This is a genomic window from Gordonibacter urolithinfaciens, from assembly GCF_900199375.1.
Taxonomy (GTDB): domain Bacteria; phylum Actinomycetota; class Coriobacteriia; order Coriobacteriales; family Eggerthellaceae; genus Gordonibacter; species Gordonibacter urolithinfaciens.
The window spans coordinates 1,702,306-1,718,579 of sequence record NZ_LT900217.1; the positions used below are offsets into that span (position 1 = coordinate 1,702,306).

Annotated in this window: 13 protein-coding genes, 1 pseudogene and 1 riboswitch; of the genes and pseudogenes, 9 read left to right on the top strand and 5 right to left on the bottom strand. The window is 64.6% G+C overall.

What is annotated here, in order from left to right:
- Positions 1-5: 5 nt before the first annotated feature.
- The 3 genes from BN3560_RS07345 to BN3560_RS07355 all read left to right on the top strand — a co-directional run bounded on the left by BN3560_RS07345 (position 6) and on the right by BN3560_RS07355 (position 2,630).
- Positions 6-371, top strand: a complete 366-nt coding sequence (locus tag BN3560_RS07345) for a tRNA-binding protein (protein WP_227115337.1) — start codon at positions 6-8, stop codon at positions 369-371.
- 288 nt (positions 372-659) lie between these two features.
- Complete coding sequence (locus tag BN3560_RS07350) at positions 660-2,156, top strand: MATE family efflux transporter (protein ID WP_096227550.1); 1,497 nt, start codon at positions 660-662, stop codon at positions 2,154-2,156.
- Positions 2,157-2,186: 30 nt separating this feature from the next.
- A complete protein-coding gene (locus tag BN3560_RS07355; RefSeq protein ID WP_096227551.1) occupies positions 2,187-2,630 on the top strand; it encodes a MarR family winged helix-turn-helix transcriptional regulator in 444 nt (147 codons plus the stop codon).
- 100 nt (positions 2,631-2,730) lie between these two features.
- Here BN3560_RS07355 and BN3560_RS14980 read toward each other — a convergent pair.
- Both BN3560_RS14980 and BN3560_RS07365 read right to left on the bottom strand, forming a co-directional pair.
- Positions 2,731-4,265: pseudogene (locus BN3560_RS14980) on the bottom strand (alanine/glycine:cation symporter family protein).
- Positions 4,266-4,381: 116 nt separating this feature from the next.
- Positions 4,382-4,486: riboswitch (glycine riboswitch) on the bottom strand.
- A 358-nt stretch (positions 4,487-4,844) separates the two neighbouring features.
- Positions 4,845-5,285, bottom strand: a complete 441-nt coding sequence (locus BN3560_RS07365; RefSeq protein ID WP_096228625.1) for a MarR family winged helix-turn-helix transcriptional regulator — start codon at positions 5,283-5,285, stop codon at positions 4,845-4,847.
- Between the two features lie 514 nt (positions 5,286-5,799).
- Between BN3560_RS07365 and BN3560_RS07370 the strand changes: the two genes are divergently transcribed.
- The 6 genes from BN3560_RS07370 (at position 5,800) to BN3560_RS07395 (ending at position 12,859) form a co-directional block, all read left to right on the top strand.
- Entirely contained in the window at positions 5,800-8,709 is a 2,910-nt protein-coding gene (locus BN3560_RS07370) for a molybdopterin-containing oxidoreductase family protein (protein ID WP_096227552.1), read from the top strand.
- Position 8,710: 1 nt separating this feature from the next.
- Positions 8,711-9,283, top strand: a complete 573-nt coding sequence (locus BN3560_RS07375; protein ID WP_087190730.1) for a 4Fe-4S dicluster domain-containing protein — start codon at positions 8,711-8,713, stop codon at positions 9,281-9,283.
- Positions 9,284-9,285: 2 nt separating this feature from the next.
- A complete protein-coding gene (locus BN3560_RS07380) occupies positions 9,286-10,161 on the top strand; it encodes a dimethyl sulfoxide reductase anchor subunit family protein (protein ID WP_096227553.1) in 876 nt (291 codons plus the stop codon).
- A gap of 195 nt (positions 10,162-10,356) precedes the next feature.
- Entirely contained in the window at positions 10,357-11,034 is a 678-nt protein-coding gene (locus BN3560_RS07385) for a TorD/DmsD family molecular chaperone (protein WP_096227554.1), read from the top strand.
- A 75-nt stretch (positions 11,035-11,109) separates the two neighbouring features.
- Positions 11,110-11,877, top strand: coding sequence for a 4Fe-4S dicluster domain-containing protein (locus tag BN3560_RS07390; RefSeq protein ID WP_087190733.1), 768 nt, complete (start codon positions 11,110-11,112; stop codon positions 11,875-11,877).
- Positions 11,864-12,859, top strand: coding sequence for a 4Fe-4S binding protein (locus BN3560_RS07395; protein ID WP_096227555.1), 996 nt, complete (start codon positions 11,864-11,866; stop codon positions 12,857-12,859). Before BN3560_RS07390 ends, BN3560_RS07395 begins: the two co-directional genes overlap by 14 nt.
- 442 nt (positions 12,860-13,301) lie before the next feature.
- Here BN3560_RS07395 and BN3560_RS07400 read toward each other — a convergent pair whose 3' ends face one another.
- The 3 genes from BN3560_RS07400 to BN3560_RS07410 all read right to left on the bottom strand — a co-directional run bounded on the left by BN3560_RS07400 (position 13,302) and on the right by BN3560_RS07410 (position 16,259).
- Positions 13,302-14,462, bottom strand: a complete 1,161-nt coding sequence (locus tag BN3560_RS07400; protein WP_096227556.1) for an ABC transporter permease — start codon at positions 14,460-14,462, stop codon at positions 13,302-13,304.
- Complete coding sequence (locus BN3560_RS07405; RefSeq protein ID WP_096227557.1) at positions 14,440-15,225, bottom strand: ABC transporter ATP-binding protein; 786 nt, start codon at positions 15,223-15,225, stop codon at positions 14,440-14,442. Before BN3560_RS07405 ends, BN3560_RS07400 begins: the two co-directional genes overlap by 23 nt.
- A 95-nt stretch (positions 15,226-15,320) precedes the next feature.
- Entirely contained in the window at positions 15,321-16,259 is a 939-nt protein-coding gene (locus tag BN3560_RS07410) for an efflux RND transporter periplasmic adaptor subunit (RefSeq protein ID WP_096227558.1), read from the bottom strand.
- Positions 16,260-16,274 lie beyond the last annotated feature (15 nt).

Sequence of the window (16,274 nt, forward strand, 5' to 3'; positions counted from 1 at the left end):
CTGCCGTGGAGACCATCGAGACGGCGCCGGTCAAGCCGCCCATCACGATCGACGACCTGGACAAGCTGGACATCCGCGTGGGGCGCATCGTGCGGGTGGACGACGTGGAGGGTTCCAAGAAGCTCATCAAGATGACGGTGAGCTTCGGTGGGTTCACGCGCACGATCCTCTCCGGTATGAAGGAGGAGCGCGCAGATTGCAAGGCCGAGCTGGAGGGCCGCCAAGCGTTGTTCGTGGTGAACATGGCGCCCCGCAAGATGGCCGGCGAGGTGTCCGAGGGAATGATCTACGACATCGGCTACGAGGACGGCATCCTCCCTGCCCTCGCCGTCCCCGAGCGCGAGGTTCCCGACGGCGCACGCCTGGGGTAAGGCAGAAACAGCTCCCCGCTGCCTTTTCGAGGAAAGACCCCGTGTTTCGCATGAAACACGGGGTCTTTCTGCGTGGGATCCCAAGACAAGACGCCCCTGCAAGGACCGCCGGCGCCACAGGTTGATGTGGGAAAAGAGCACAATGCATCAAAAACGATGTCATGCGCTCTGGGCCGTCTTATGGAGAAAATAATAAGTTAACTTATTATTTTCTTTCCTCGACACTGAATCGGGATAAACTGGAGGGGACGTACATCAGGTATCACGGAAGCGCGAAAGAGGCAGTGCATGGCGAACGAGGTTGAAGCGGTGGGCGGCGCCGGGGCGGCGAAAGGGACGGACCGGTTGGGGACGGAGCGGATCGGCAGGCTGTTGCTGGAGTTCTCCATCCCAGCCATTATCAGCATGGTGTTCAACTCGCTTTACAACGTGGTGGACACCGCCTTCCTCGGCCAGGCGTTCCCCGACGGCACGGGCGTGGCCGTCACCACGCTGGCGCTGCCGGTCATGACCATCCTCATGGGCTTCTCCATGGTCGCCGGCCAGGGCGGCAACGCGCTCGCGGCCATCCAGCTGGGCGAGGGCCGCAAGGCGCAGGTGGAGAAGACGCTGGGGAACTCGGCTGTGCTGTTGTTCGGGCTGGCCGTGCTGGTGGCGGTGGCAGCGGTCACGGCCATCGACCCCATCCTCGCGCTTATCGGCACGAGTAACGAGCTGTGGGAGCCTACCAAGACGTTCGTGCAGATCATCTGCGTGGGTTTCGCCTTCCAGTCGCTCGGCATGGGCCTGAACAACTTCCTGCGCACGGCAGGCAAGCCGAACCTGGCGCTGGGCACCATGGTGTTCGGCACCGTGATGTGCATCGTGCTGAACTACCTGTTCGTGCTCGTGCTCGGCTGGGGCGTTGCGGGCAGCGCCGGCGCCACCGTGCTGGGGCAGGCGTGCGGCATGGTGCCGGTGGTGTGGTACTTCACGATGTGCAAGGGCGCGCCGTTCCGCCTGCGCCTGTCGTGTTGCCGCCCCGATGCGCGTCTCATGGGGCGCATCCTCACGCTGGGTCTGGCGTCGTTCGTCATGCAGGTGGCCTCCACGGTGGTGAGCGTGGTGTTGAACCAGGTCATCGACATTTACGGCGCGCAGGATCCCATCGGCGTGACGGGCGCGCTTGCGGCCATCGGCGTGGCGCAGAAGGCCACGTTGTTCGCCATCACGCCGCTCATCGGCCTGATCATGGGAGCGCAGCCCATCATCGGGTACAACTACGGGGCCCGCTCGTGGCAGCGCGTGCTCGACGCGCTCAAGTGGGCGTCGGTTGCGGGCGTGGCCATCGGGGCGTTCTTCCTCGTGCTCTCGCACGCGATACCGGTGCAGATCGTGGCGCTGTTCGGCGTGACGGGCGACCTGGAGTCGTTCGCGGTCACGGCGCTGCAGATCTACACGCTGCTGTATCCGCTGGTCGGGTTCCAGATCGTGGGGTCGAGCTACTTCCAGTCCAGCGGCCAGCCGTTCAAGGCCGCCATCCTGGAGATGACGCGCCAGGTGATCTTCCTCATCCCGCTGTATCTGCTGTTGCCTCCGGTGCTGACGTCCGTGTTCGGGCTCACGGGGCTGCAGGGCGTGGTGGTGAGCGCGCCTGTTTCAGACGGCCTGGCCACGCTCATGACGACGGTGTTCGTGGTCCGCGAGGTGCGCAAGCTGCGCGGCCTGCGCGAAGCCTCGGGTGGCGCAGCGCGTCCCGCCGTTGCGGCGGGCGAGCTGGGCGAGGCTGCCGCGCAACAGGCGTAGCGGGCGCCGGGCGAAGGGAGGGGATGGGCCATGGAGCCTCTAAGCGACGACTCCATCATGCGCGAGATGGCGCATATGAGCCAGGTGATCGCGCGCCGATCGCGCCAGGCGGGCGGCGCGACAGGGGCCTCGTTCGTGCTGGCGGTGCTGGCGAGCCATGAGGAGGCGATGGCCGAGGGGTTCGCACCGCGTCCGCTGTCGCAGGTGGAGCTGGCCGATATCGTGGGCATCCGCCCGCAGTCGCTCGGGGCGCTGCTGGCCCGGCTGGAAGCCGACGGCTGCATCGAGCGCGCCGCCGGCGAGCAGGACCGCCGTGCCCGGCGGGTCGCGCTCACCGATCACGGCCGCGATCAGGCGCAGGAAGCTCGCGACCACCAGCGCGCGTTCGCGCGCGAGACACTGGCGGTGCTTGACGGTGCGGAAAAGCAGCAGCTGGCGGCCATTGTGTTGAAGATCAACGCCGCGCTAGGCTAGCACCGTCCCTCCAAGCTGTACCGGCGTCAAACGCCGCGCGCCGAGCGGGAAGGCTCGGCGCGCGATGGAAAAGCTATGGGCGCATATGCCCCTGCGGTCGCTATGCCCGCGCGCCGGCCGTATCGGAGTCGGGGGCGTTCAGCGGGTCGATGGGCGGGATGTCCCAGTTGTCACCGGGAAGGTGCGGCTCCATGGCATCCTCGTCGCCGGCAGCCTTCAGGCGCTCGAAGTAGTCCTTCGTCTCCTTCACCACCACGCCGGACAGCGCGATGAGCGCGATCATGTTCGGCAACGCCATGAGCCCGTTGAAGATGTCGGCGATGGTCCACACGGCCGCCACGGTCATGTAGGGGCCGATGAACACGCAGAAGATGTAAAGCCAGCGGTACACCTTCACGGCCTTCATGTTGCCGTTGCTGAAATACTCCAGGCAACGCTCGCCATAGTAGTCCCAACCGAGGATCGTGGTGAACCCGAACAGCACCAGGCATGCCATGAGCACGAACGACACCACCTCGGGCGGCAGGAACGGCAGGCCCGCCTGGAATGCGGCCGTGGTCACGGCGGCGCCTTCGAGGCCGGGGATCTGGTACGCGCCGGTCATGACCAGCGCCAGGCCGGTCATGGAGCACACCACGATGGTATCCAGGAACGTGCCGGTCATTTCATGGACACGAGGCCCTGGCGCACCGGCTCCTTCGTCTGCGCGGCCGCAGCGGCGATGGGCGCGGAACCAAGGCCCGCCTCGTTCGAGAAGATGCCGCGCGCAATGCCCTTCTGCATGGCCACGATGATGGCGCCGAGCATGCCGCCGGCCGCAGCCTGCAGGCCGAACGCGCTCTGGAAGATGACGGCGAACGCACCGGGCACCTTGTCCAGGTTCGTGAAGATGAGCACGAGCGAGAAGCCCACGTACAGCACCACCATGGCGGGGATCACGCGCTCGGACACCTTGGCGATGCGCTTCAGGCCGCCGATGACCACGAGGCCCACCAGCAGGGCCAGCAGCAGCGAGCCGATGACGGTGAAGATGGAGTAGTCCATGCCCAGAATGCTCACGGTGGCGTTCTTCTCGGGGTCGAAGAAGCCGGTGATAGCGCTGGAAATAGAGTTGACCTGCGTGAACGTGCCGATGCCGAACAGGCCCACGCACATGCCGAAGAACGCGAACACCTTCGCCAGCCAGCGCCACCTCATGCCCATGCCGCGCTCGATGTAGTAGAACGGGCCGCCCAGAACGTGCCCCGTCTTCTTGTCGACGCGACGGTACTTCACGGCCAGCAGGCCCTCGGAGAACTTCGTGGCCATGCCGAACAAGGCGGCCAGCCACATCCAGAACAGCGCGCCCGGGCCTCCGGCGACGATGGCCGTGGCCACGCCGACTATGTTGCCCGTGCCGATGGTAGCCGACAGGGCCGTGCACAGCGCGCCGAAGCTCGACACCTCGCCGGCGCCGCCCTTCTCGTTCTTCACCATGTAGCGCAGGGCGCGCGGCAGCTGCCGGAACTGCACGGCGCGCAACCGTACCGTCAGCAGGATGCCGCCGAACAGGATGAGCACCATGAGCGGCACCCCCCAGATGAAGTCGTCGATAGCGACGAGCCCATCGTTGATAACGCTGAAAAAGCCTTCCACCAGTTTCCTCCTCGATACAAGCATGTACGTGCAATTTCGGCGAACCCCGTCCATGGACGCGGCACTCTGGAGGATATATGCGGGAAAAAGGGAAGGCGCGTGCGCGCAACAAGCTGCAGCTTTGCTCTGTCCTTTTGCCTGAGAGTTTCGGCGATGCGGCCTTCGGCCATCCGCCTTGCCCCTTCGGCACCCGACGATCGGGATTCTCCAGAGGCCCCTCCTCGTCCAGTCTCGTGCGATCCAGGACGTATCAACGGGGTGATGCTATGAAATTGTGCCGGCATATTGTAGCAGGGGAAAGGCCTGCGGACAACGGGGCAATTTCGGAAAGCTGTCGCCGTCCTGACTTCGCCCGCCCGCCTCTGTTCGGCCCCAAAGCGGGACTACCCTGTAGGCAGGCTCTGCGGGTAATACCCTGTCGGGCTGGTTGATCCGTTTGCGCGGCCTGAGCCGCCGTACCCGAAGGAGGCTGCCATGGCCGATCTGCTCTATGCGCTGGCGGCGCTTGCCGTTTCGTTGGCGGCGCTCGGAATATCCCTTTACGCCGCGTACCGGATCGGTCGGCGCTGAGGCGCTGCGCTAGTTGCCGGAAATGGTCTCAGCGTTCTGCTTGAGGGCGGTCAGCACCTCCACGAACGTGTCGATGTCCTGCTGGTCGATGCCCTCTATCAGCCGGTTCGCCGTGATGGCGGTAAGGGGCAGCACGGTGCGGATGAGCTCGTGGGCCTTGTCGGTGGTGCTCACCACATGCGAGCGACGGTCGGTCTTGTGCTTGTTGCGCACCACGAGCCCCTTGCGCTCGAGCGTGTCCAGGTACCGCGTGATGGTCGCCTGCTCTTTGTGCGTGATGGTAGCCAGCTCTTTCTGTGACAGCTCGCCCGCCTGATCGAGCTGGTTGATGAGGTTCCACTGGCCAGGGGTGATATCGTAGGGCTTAAGCGTGACCTCGAGCGATTTCGTGATGTGCTTCTGCGCGTCGTACACCAGATAACCTATGAGACGGTTGTGCTTGCTCTCCATGTTGAACCCTTCCGATATGCGCAGGGCGGCTTTTGCGTTGTCGCGTGCGGTGGGGCGCATCGCGCCGGGCGACGGGAAGGCGACCATGCAAGGGAAGTGGCAGGATCGTTCGGTCGCGGCGTTTCGCATTCTCTCGCCTACAAGAAACCATAAGCGGCTGGGCCCCGTCAAGAACGCGGAAGATTATCGGTCGAATCTCCTCTTTCATTGCCGTGCGAATCGGTTGCTCTACGCACGCTTGTAGCAGTTCAGGACTATTCTTTGCAAATACCTGTTGCGCTAATAGTTGTGGTTAATATAATTAGCATTGCAAGTAATTTGCCAAGGATGGGAGGGCGCGTGGGGACGCGCCGGGTGAACGAGGGGCCGTGCGCATCGGAGTGGTGCACGCGCTCGATTCGCCAAGGGGAGCGGCCAGCGTTGTGCATGAACCGTCGCCAGTCCCAGCGGGATCTGCCCGCGGCCTTCCTCCTGAAGCAGATCTTGGCCACGAGAGGCAAAAGGAGGAGGAGAGATGTCACTTAAGATGAGCCGCCGCGGCTTCGTGAAGGCAACCGCCGCCGCGACCGCATCGACGCTGCTGCTGGGTTCGCAGGCTGCCACGGCCTTTGCGGACGATGCAGCGGGCGCCGCAGGGGCGACCGCATCCGACGACGTGAAGAAGATCCCCAGTGCGTGCCGCCAATGTTACGGCCGCTGCGCGCTGTTCGGTCACGTCAAGGACGGCCGCGTGGTGAAGATCGAGGGCAACCCCGATCTGTTCAGCGAGGGAACGCTGTGCTCGCGCGCGTTTGCCATTCCGCAGGAGCTGTACAACCCGCTGCGCGTGCGCTACCCGCAGAAGCGCGTGGGCGAGAAGGGCTCCGGCCAGTGGAAGCGCATCACGTGGGAGGAAGCCTACCAGGAGGCCGCCGACCGCTTCACCAAGATAGGCGAGGAGCACGGCTGGCACACCATCGCGCACCAGTACGGCACAGGTCGCGACATGCTGCAGTTCCAGGCCATCAACAAGCTATGGCTGGAGCTGGGCTCCACGGCCACGTTCGGCGTGGGCAACCTGTGCTGGGTGGGCTCGTACTTCACCAGCCAGCGCCTGTACGGCGACGAGACGCAGTACACCGGTTGGGACGGCAACAATACGAACTGCATCCTTATCTGGTGCCGCCAGGAGCGCAGCCGCGGCTACTACGACTGGCTCACCGTCAAGCGCGCCCAGGAGCGCGGCGCCAAGGTTATCTGCGTGGATCCGCGCTACACCTGCACGGCCAGCAAGGCAGACCTGTGGCTGCCTATCCGCCCCGGTTCCGACATGGCGCTGGTGTTGGCGTTCATCAACGAGATCATTCACTCGGACAAGTGCGCCGAAGACTTCGCGCGCTTCTACACCAACGCCCCGTTCTTCATCGACGAGGAGGGCACCGGCTACCAGCTGCGCGAGTCAATGATCAAAGAAGGCGGCAACGAGGAGCTGTACCCCGCTTGGGACGAGGCGCACGACCAGCTGATCTCCTGGTCCGGCGACTGGCAGAACAAGCAGGGCGTGGGCGGCCCGAAGGCCTTCCAGTGGCTCGATGCCGAGGGCAACATCGTGGCGGACGCGAAGCCGGCGCTTTCCGGTAGCCGCGAGATCAACGGCAAGACGTACCGCACTTCCTGGGATATCCTGGTCGAGCACGTCACGCCGTGGACCGTGGAGCGCGCTGCCGAGTTCTGCGAACTGCCCGAAGACAAGATTCGCGAGGCTATCGATATCTACATCGAGGCCAGTCCCTCGGCGTGCTTCTGCCGCGGCCAGAAGGTGGAGTTCTCCATCAACACATCGGGCATCTCGCAGGCGTTCACCATCATGATGGCGCTCGCCGGCAACTTCGACTCGAAGGGCGGCCAGAACATCGGCCGCGAGCCCGCCACCGGCTACGACTCGTTCATGTTCGACGTCGTGCCGAACAAGGAAGGCCGGATGGGCAAGCGCCGCCTGGAAACGGCGAAGAACATCAAGAAGCTCTCCGTGTGCCAGAACACCGGTTACCAGCAGATTCTCGTTGCCGACGATGCCACGGGCGAGCTGCGCGAAACCACGCAGAACTCCGGCGGCCAGGTCATCTACGGCCAGCAGGGCGGATTCGGCGCGGCCACCACGAAGGCCATGGCAAAGGGCGATCCGTTCCAGATCCACGGTTACTGGCAGCAGACGTCCGAGCCCATCCTCTCCATCGAGGGCGGTCGCGAGATCGTGGAGGGCTTCAAGAACCTGGACTTCTTCGTGAACGTGGACATCTACATGACCCCCTCGGGCGAGCTCGCCGACATCATCCTGCCGGCCGCGCACCCCAACGAGGTGGACCGCGTGGAGTGGGCTCACTCGGGCCACGGCTATCCCACCAGCCACACCTACCTCATCCGCCAGCCGTTCCACGAGCCGCTGGGCGAGAGCAAAGACGACATGGACATCTGCTTCGAGTTCGCGAAGTACATGGACGTGGACATGTACTGGAAGGACAAGTACGAGTTCTTCGATTACATGGTGAAGGGCCCCGAAATGCTGCCTCCGCAGTTGAGCTGTGCAAGCTTCGAGGAATTCCGCGAGCGCATCAGCGTGACCGGCGTCGAGATGGCCACCGTAAAGGGCGCGCCGAAGTACGAGACGGGTTTCATGCGCAAGACGAGCGACTTCCGCCCCGGTTTCAACACCATGTACCGTGGCAACAAGATGGGGACGGTGTACCGCTTCCCCGGCACGAAGACGCCGGATGGCAAGGTAATTCCTGCGCACCCGCAGTCGGACAACGGCAAGATGGAAATGTGGTCCGAAGACCTGCTGCTGTACGGCAACGGCCCGCTGCCGCTGTACATCGAGCCGCCCATCACGCCGCTGGCCCGCCCCGACATGCTGGAGGACTTCCCGTACACGCTTATCACGGGAGGGCGCTCCCATGCGTTCTTCCACACCGAGTACCGCAACAGCCCGTGGATGCGCGAGGTGCACATGTTCCCGACCGTGGACATCAACCCCGCCACCGCTGCCGAGCACGGCATCGAGCAGGACGACTGGGTGGTCATCGAGACGTACGTGGACAAGATTCGCCAGCGTGCGAACCTCACCGAGGCCATCAAGCCGGGCATGATCCACGTGGAGCACGACTGGTGGTTCCCCGAGCGCGAGGCCACGGACGACCTGCACGGCGCTTTCGACTCGAACTGCAACGTGCTGTTCGAGAACAACGGCCCCTACGACCCGGCGGTCGGTACCGACAACTACGGCGGCCTCTGCAGGATCTACAAGGCTGAGGAGGGCGCGCCGGCGAACATCTGCATGAACGAGGAAGACCTGAAGATATTCCTGCCCATGAGCGCCGAGGCCCTGGCTTCCGACAGCCAGGAGAACGGCGTGGCGCAGGTGACGGTGAAGGGAGGTGCGAAGTAGCATGACCCGCAACATTATCTCAATCGATCTGGACAGCTGCATCGGGTGCCATTCCTGCGCGGTGGTCTGCAAGCAAGAAAACGGCGTGGGCCTGGGCACCTATTACAACAAGGTGCTCACCGTAGGTCCCTCGGGAACCTACCCCGACCTGGAGATGTACTACCTGCCCGTGGCGTGCCAGCACTGCGACAACCCCGAGTGCGTGAGCGTGTGCCCCACCGGCGCCAGCTACAAGCGCGAGGACGGCGTGGTCCTGGTGGACCACAGCAAGTGCATCGGGTGCCAGTACTGCGTCATGGCCTGCCCTTACGGCGTGCGCGCCTACGACGAGGGCCGCGACAAGGGCGTTATCGAGAAGTGCACCATGTGCGCCCACCTTATCGACAAGGGCGAGCAGCCGGCGTGCGTGCGCCACTGCCCCGGCCAGGCGCGCCTGTTCGGCGACTTGGACGATCCCGAGTCCGCGCCTTCGAAGATGAGGGCGTCCAAGAAGACGCATAAGCTCACCGACGTGGGGAACCATCCGGGAGTGGACTACGGCTTGGACAAGTTCACTTGGAAAGGCGGTGAGTAGCCATGGCAATTCAGTGGCCTCTGCTGATCTTCAGCGTGCTCTTGGGCATTACCGGCGGCATCTTCGTGTTCTTGGGCGCAGGCGAGCTCAAGGGCAAGTTCAAGGAAGTCCGCTTCATAGGCGCGCTCATCGCGCTGGCGTGCCTGGCGGTTGGCGGCTGCGTGTCGGTGCTGCACATGGGGCATCCGGAGCGCGCGACGCACCTGCTGGGCAACTTCGGCTCCGGCTTGTCCAAGGAGCTGCTGGTGGTGGCGCTCATGGGCATCGTGTCTTTGGTGTACGTCGTCTTGGCGAAGAAGGACTACCCCGGTGCCAGCAAGGTGTTCGGCATCCTGGGCGCGGTTTTGGGTCTGGTGCTGCCGGTGGTGGCCGGCGCCTCTTACCTGATCGCAGCCCGTCCTGCCTGGGACAGCGCGGCGCTGCCGCTCATGTACCTGGGTGCCGGCCTGGCCATGGGCGCGCTTTTGATGTGCGGTCTGGTATTGCTTCGCGGCAACGCAAAGGAAGACGGCGGGTTTGCCCTGCGCATTGCGTTGGCGGCCGTTGTCATCATGGCAGTGACGTCGGTGGCCTACGTAATATGGATAGCCATCGCGCCGTACCAGGCACCGTCGCGTTCCATCGAGCGTTTGTTGGCGGGCGACCTGGCGGTCATGTTCTGGCTGGGCGTGGTGCTGGTGGGGCTCGCGGCCCCTGTGGCGCTCACTGCTTTGGCCTGCGTAAAGTCCACGAAGGGCGATGCGGGCTCCGGCTTGGCTGATCCGAAGAAGCTGGCTGCCTTTATGTTCGCGGCGTTTGCCTGCTCGGTGGTGGGCGCGGTGTGCTTGCGCGTCATCATGTACGGTGTGGGCACGAGCGTGGAGTCGTTCATCTACTAGCGATGCCTCGAGGCGGGCGATGCCGGTACGTGGCATCGCCCGCTCCCGCAAAGGTGCGGGCAAACCATGCGGCGAGCGCGCCGCCGGTCACAGAGCCGTGACGGACAAGGCGCGCTCGCCGCATGGCTTGCGCACGAGGGAAGGCGTTCGCAGCGAGCGGGCGTCTTCGCAAGACGGAGAAGAAGGGGAAGCATCATGGAGAATGCCTTGCCGACCGAGCTGGTCGAGAACTTAACCGACTTTTGCGAAAACCGCGGGCGGGTGTATACGCTGCTTTCGCGCTGCTATGAGAAAGAGATAGATGCTGCGTTCGCTGCCGATTTCGCGGGACATGCAGCCCTCGAGTCTGACGACGCGGCATTAGCAGACGGCTTTGCTGCCTTGCAGGCTTGCCTGGCCGACCTTGACGAGGCGGCGCTCGAGCAGTTGGCCGTGGTGTTCAACCGCGTGTTCTTCGGCATGGGGCCGCGCACCGCACAGAAGGCGTTTCCTTACGAGTCGGTGTACACCAGCCCGGACGGGCTCATGATGCAGGAAGCGTATGCCCAAGTAAGGACGCTCTATCATGCAGCGCGATTCGCGAAGGACCCCACCTTCCCGGAGCCGGAAGACCATCTGGCGGTCGAGCTGGCATTCATGGCACGCTTGTGCGAACAGGCTGCCGGTGCACTGCGGGCGGGCGAGGGCCAGGCGGCGGAGGACTTGCTGGGCGGCCAGCTGGCATTTTTGCGCGATCACCTGTTGCGGTGGATAGAGCCGTTCGCGGCTGACGCCTGCGCATCGGCAGAAACCGGCTTCTATGCCCATTTGGCCACCTTCACCGAAACCTACCTTAAAGCCGACGAGAGCGCGCTGGACGAGGTTGTGGGGTAGCCTCGCGCGCAAGAGCGTTTTCTTAAGGGAGCTTCCGATGCTTCTTTGTCGGCGTTGGACAGGTGAGAGGGGTTGATGGGTGTGGATACTATTTCCCGGCGCGGGTTTCTCGCCGCCGGTGCGGTCGGGGCGATAACCATAGGGGCAGGGGGGTTCGGCGCGGCGACCAAGCAGGCCGACGCTGCCTTCGTGCGCCCGCCTGGCGTGGAGTCCAACGCGCGGTTGGCGGCGGCGTGCAACCGCTGCCAGCGCTGCCTGCAGGCATGCCCGTACGGCATCATCACGCCGGTGCCGCTCTCTGGCGGATTCGTGGCCTACGGGACGCCAACGTTGGCGTTCGAGCAGGCCCACTGCGACTTTTGCATGAAGTGCGTCGAGGCGTGCCCTACCGGCGCGCTGGCGTTCGGCGGTGCGCGCGAGCGCGACCTGGGTGTGGCGGTAGTGGTAAAGGATGCCTGCGTGGCCTGGGACTGGTCCGGCTGCACCGTGTGCAAGGACGAGTGCCCGGTGGAGGGCGCCATCTCGCTGGACGACCATGATCGGCCGGTAGTGCACGCCGATCTTTGCGACGGCTGCGGGAAGTGCGAGACGTCATGCCCGTCTTCGTCGTTGCGTGCCTACAACCCCAGCATCGCAAACAAGGGAATCGTGGTGGTCTCACGCGAGAGCGAGGCTGCGCACGCATCGGGCGCGGTGGCCGACGCGGAGCTTACCTCCTTGCGCACAACTGCCGCAGCCGAAGCATTGCCCCCGCATTCGCGAGGCATGCACCCCGATGGTCCGGACGGTTCCTTGAGGCCGGCTTCAGGAGAGGGGAAGGGGGCCACCCATGAAAACGCGTAGCAAGGCTCTCCGCATAGTCGTTGCCACTGCCTTGCTGGTTGCGGCGGTTGGAGCGGCGCATGTTGGCGGGGGCGCGGCAATCGGAACGCTGTGCGTGCTGTGTCCGGTAGGCTTCGCCCAGATAGCTGCCGCATCGGGCAGCATCCCGTGGCAGTTGCTGCCGGGTGTCCTTGCAGTGCTGCTCATCGTGTTTTTGGTGGGACGGGCGTTTTGCGCCTGGGCGTGTCCCTCCCAGCTGCTCAAGAACGTCTTCGGCGGCCACGCGCCGCGCGGTCTGCGCGGGCGCAGGGGCGAAGACCGCGCCCCGGCCCCCTCGCAAGCATCTGAAGAGGCCGGGAAGGCGGCTGGCTGCTCTGCATGCGCCGGGGCAGGGCCCGGCATCAAAACGCAAGGTGCGGTGTTGGCCGTTCTGCTGCTGGTGTCGTTTGTCGTCAAGTTCCCGGTTTTCTGCCTGCTGTGCCCTATCGGGCTTGTATTCGGCACCTTGTGGGCCTTGAACCGCGTGTTCGTGCTGTTGCAGCCGGGTTGGGAGCTTGTCGTGTTCCCGCTCATGTTGCTGGCGGAGCTGTTCTTGTTCAAGCGCTGGTGCTCGGCCATCTGTCCTTTGGGCTTCTTCTTCGGCCTGGTGGGCAAGCTGCGCGCCAGGCTCGGTTTCGGCGTGCGGCCGCAGGCAAGCTGCGCCACCTGCGTTTCAAGCGAGGGATGCCGCACGTGCTCGACCGTGTGCCCGGAGAACATCGACGTGGCCCATTCCTCGACAGAGACGCTCGAGTCATGCACGTTCTGCCTCGACTGCGTGGAGAACTGCCCCACGAAGTCCATCTCCCTCGCGCTCGGCACGCGGAAGCCGGACGCTCCCGTTTCGAACCCTGTCCGAGCCGACGAGCCCGCTTCAGCCCACGAGCCTGCCTCCGTCGGCGAGATAACCTCCGTCGCTTCGGGCCCTCTCGAAGATTGCGACGACGACCTCGCCGTTCGCTAGCCTGCCCGCACCAAGGGAGTGTTTCACGTGAAACACTCCCTTACTAATAAGGTCATGGAAGAAAGAGCAGGCTGTGGCAGGAGTTTGCCAAGGCTATCATTTATTGCCGCAAACGGAAATAATATTGATCTGGCACGATGTACTTCTCCTTTCAAGTTCCCGCGACCAGTTCTTTGAAACGTCCGACCAGATCGGCCATAGCCTCCAATCTCGTCCCACCTTCCACCGTGCAGCGGTGCCTGCCTTGTGCACGGGAATGCCCCGTCGCCACTATGGTCGCACGAGGGAAGTATTCGCCCTGTCCGCAGGTGAGGGGTGCGCATCGCCCTCGCCTTCACGGCAATGCGCCCTCGTCCCTTCTGCAGCTGCAGTCAACAGGGGGACTCTCGTCCTTTTCCCTGCAGCAGCTAGCGAGCCCCCCCCCTCACGCTGCAGCAGGTCCTCATTCCTGCCGCAGCGCTTCGATGGGCGTGAGGCGGGAGGCTCGATAGGCGGGGAAGATGCCGAACGACAACCCGATGACGGTGCTGGCGGCAACGGCAACGGCAACGACGCCCCAAGAAGCCGAAAATGCCATCCCCATGCTTTCTGCCAGCATGCCGAACGCAAGCCCAGCCGCGATGCCTGCCGCGCCTCCCATGAGGCTTACCAGCAACGCCTCCATCAGGAACTGCCGCAGGATGTCGGAGCGGCGCGCGCCGAGCGCCTTCTTGATGCCTATCTCGCGGGTGCGCTCCGTCACCGACACCAGCATCACGTTCATCACGCCGATACCGGCTACCACGAGCGAGATGCTGGCAATGCCGGCCAGCATGAGCGTCATGGTCTGATTGATCTCGTTAGAGGCGCTTAACATGTCGTCCTGCGAAACGACGGCGAACTGTTCGGCCGACAGCCCCTTCTCGCCCGACAGGAAGTGGAGCAGAGCCGCCTTTGCCGTATCGACGCTTCCTTTGACGGCGGGCCGCGCATACACGGTCTCGATCTTCGTTTCCTCTCCCAGGCTCGGGAGGGCCGAGAAGGGCACGAGCGCAAGAGCGTCGGCATTGAGGCCCATGGCTTGGCCGATGGGTTCCAGCACGCCCACGACCACGAACGGCACGCCCGCTATTTTGAGCGTTTTGCCCAGGCATTCCACCGTCCCGAACAGGTCGTTGGCCGTGGTGGCTCCTATTACGCACACATTGGAGCGGTTCTCGCGGTCCACGGGCGACAGGTTGCGTCCGGTTGCGAGCCGCAGGTTGCGTGTGGGGAGGTAGTGCTCGTCCGAGGCCTCTGTCATGCTGCGCTTCGTGGAGCGCCCCTCGGCTGTCAGGTCGCCGCCGACCCTCTTCGAGGGGGCGACCGGTCCCAGGCCTGGCAAACCGCGCAGGGCGACTATGTCGTCGTAGTCGAGCGATTCCTTGAACACGTAGGCCGACACCATGTCGCCGCCCAGCGCCTTCATGCGCTCCTCCACCTGCCGGTTCGAGCCGTCGCCGATGCCAACCAGCACGATGACCGACGAGACGCCTATCACCAGCCCCAACATGGTGAGGGCGGTGCGCAGCCGGTTGCGGGAGATGCTTGAAAGCGCGGTTTTAGCGGTTTGCGTCCGTCGCACGCCGACCTCCTTTCCCTGCAAGGCCCTGGGGCTGCAGTGCTATCTGACGCGTGGCCTCGCCTGCTGCCGTCTTCGAACTGGGATCGTCCTCTTCCTGCAGCCGCCCGTCGGCGATGCTCGCCGTGCGCTCGGCCCGGGCTGCCAAGCTCGGGTTGTGGGTGATGAGGACGACGGTCTGCCCTTCGCGGTGCAAGTCCTCGAACAGCTCCATGATCTCGGTGCTCGTGCGCGAGTCCAGCGCTCCCGTGGGCTCGTCGGCCAGTAGGATGGACGGGCTGCCCACGAGTGCGCGGGCGATGGCCACACGCTGCTGCTGGCCTCCCGACAGCTGGTGAGGCAGATGCCCTTCGCGGCCCCCGAGGCCGACCTTCTCCAGGTAGCGGCGGGCGAGGGCGTCGGCCTCGCGCAGCCTCGTGCCGCGATAGGACAAGGGCAGCCTCACGTTCTCCAGCGCCGTGAGCGAGTCCAGCAGGTTGAAGCTCTGGAAAACGAATCCGATGGTGCGGTTGCGTAGGTCGGCCAGCGCGTTGTCCGCCAGATCCGCAACGTTGAGCCCGTTCAGCCAATAGGTGCCGTCGTCGGGCATGTCCAGCAATCCTATGATGTTCATGAGGGTGGACTTTCCCGAGCCGGAAGGGCCCACGATGGCCACGAATTCGCCCTTTTGCACGGCGAAGTCGACGTTTTCCAGTGCGTGAACCGTCTCCTCGCCCATGGGGTAGCGCTTGGCCAGCCCTTCCATGCTTATGACCGGTTCGCCCATGCCCCGTGCCTTCCCGGGCCCCGCGCCCGCGGCCCGGGCATTGCCGGTTGCGGCCGTGCGCCTTGCGGCATAGCGCGGGCTTGTCGTCCCGGCGGTCATGCTGCCGCCGTCATGGTCACGATAGCGTTCCCGGCGTCCCCGCCCGGCGCGGTTGCGGATTCGTGGAGCACGACGACGTCGCTCTCCTTGATCTCGCCCGCCACCTCGACCTTAGTGCCGTCCGACAGGCCGGTGGATACGCCGACGGTGCGCAGCGAGCCGTCGGGATCCAGCACGGTCACGGTTTTGGCGTCTCCGTCGCCCTGCACGGCGCTTACGGGAACGGTGAGCACGTCGATCGCTTGGGCCACCTTGACCGAGAGGGTGGCCGACATGCCCAGCCAGATGCTGCCGTCGTTGGGCACCTCCACGGTCACGGTGAACCTTGAGCCGCTGGCCTGGTAGGCTCCCACCTGGTTGATGTTCGAGATCACGCCCGTGCGCGCCCCTTGGCTGCCCACGACAACGCCGACCTCCTGGCCCTCGGCCAGGCTCGCCAGGTCGCTTTCGGCTACCGGCATCTCCACATGGACGGTGTCCACGCGCTCCACCTCCACGAAGTGGTCGTCTTGGGAAAGCGCCTCCCGGGTTTTCGGCACGGTGCGGGATTTCGCCACCAAGTCGTACGGCGCCGACATGACCTCGCCGTTCGTGTAGGTCATCAGCGGTTCCCCCGCGCGGACGAGCTTGTTCAGCGGCGCGTCGAACGATTTAAAGTAACGCCAGGGGGCGGGTTTGAGCTTCTCGGAAGCGCTGCCTTTCACCTCTCCGGTGCCGGAGATGGTTTTTTCAATGTTGCCCCTGCTCACAGGAGCGGTGGAAACAGGGGCGGGGTCGGATTGTCCGCGGGGTGCCAGGCTGCCCAACGCACCTCCGAACGCCTCCTCGCCCGCTGCGAGCCACCAGGCGGCCGCGCCGAGCGCGAGGGCCAGCACCGCCGCCAAGGCGATCAGGCCGACCGATACCCTTCCTTGCCGTTTGCTGTTGTCTGACATGGGATGCTCCTTGCC

Bases quoted from the DNA above. Each gene is read 5' to 3' on its own strand.
- BN3560_RS07350 (WP_096227550.1), top strand. From the start codon at position 660: ATGGCGAACGAGGTTGAAGCGGTGGGCGGCGCCGGGGCGGCGAAAGGG.
- BN3560_RS07355 (WP_096227551.1), top strand. From the start codon at position 2,187: ATGGAGCCTCTAAGCGACGACTCCATCATGCGCGAGATGGCGCATATG.
- BN3560_RS07365 (WP_096228625.1), bottom strand. From the start codon at position 5,285: ATGGAGAGCAAGCACAACCGTCTCATAGGTTATCTGGTGTACGACGCG.
- BN3560_RS07370 (WP_096227552.1), top strand. From the start codon at position 5,800: ATGTCACTTAAGATGAGCCGCCGCGGCTTCGTGAAGGCAACCGCCGCC.
- BN3560_RS07375 (WP_087190730.1), top strand. From the start codon at position 8,711: ATGACCCGCAACATTATCTCAATCGATCTGGACAGCTGCATCGGGTGC.
- BN3560_RS07380 (WP_096227553.1), top strand. From the start codon at position 9,286: ATGGCAATTCAGTGGCCTCTGCTGATCTTCAGCGTGCTCTTGGGCATT.
- BN3560_RS07385 (WP_096227554.1), top strand. From the start codon at position 10,357: ATGGAGAATGCCTTGCCGACCGAGCTGGTCGAGAACTTAACCGACTTT.
- BN3560_RS07390 (WP_087190733.1), top strand. From the start codon at position 11,110: ATGGGTGTGGATACTATTTCCCGGCGCGGGTTTCTCGCCGCCGGTGCG.
- BN3560_RS07395 (WP_096227555.1), top strand. From the start codon at position 11,864: ATGAAAACGCGTAGCAAGGCTCTCCGCATAGTCGTTGCCACTGCCTTG.
- BN3560_RS07405 (WP_096227557.1), bottom strand. From the start codon at position 15,225: ATGGGCGAACCGGTCATAAGCATGGAAGGGCTGGCCAAGCGCTACCCC.
- BN3560_RS07410 (WP_096227558.1), bottom strand. From the start codon at position 16,259: ATGTCAGACAACAGCAAACGGCAAGGAAGGGTATCGGTCGGCCTGATC.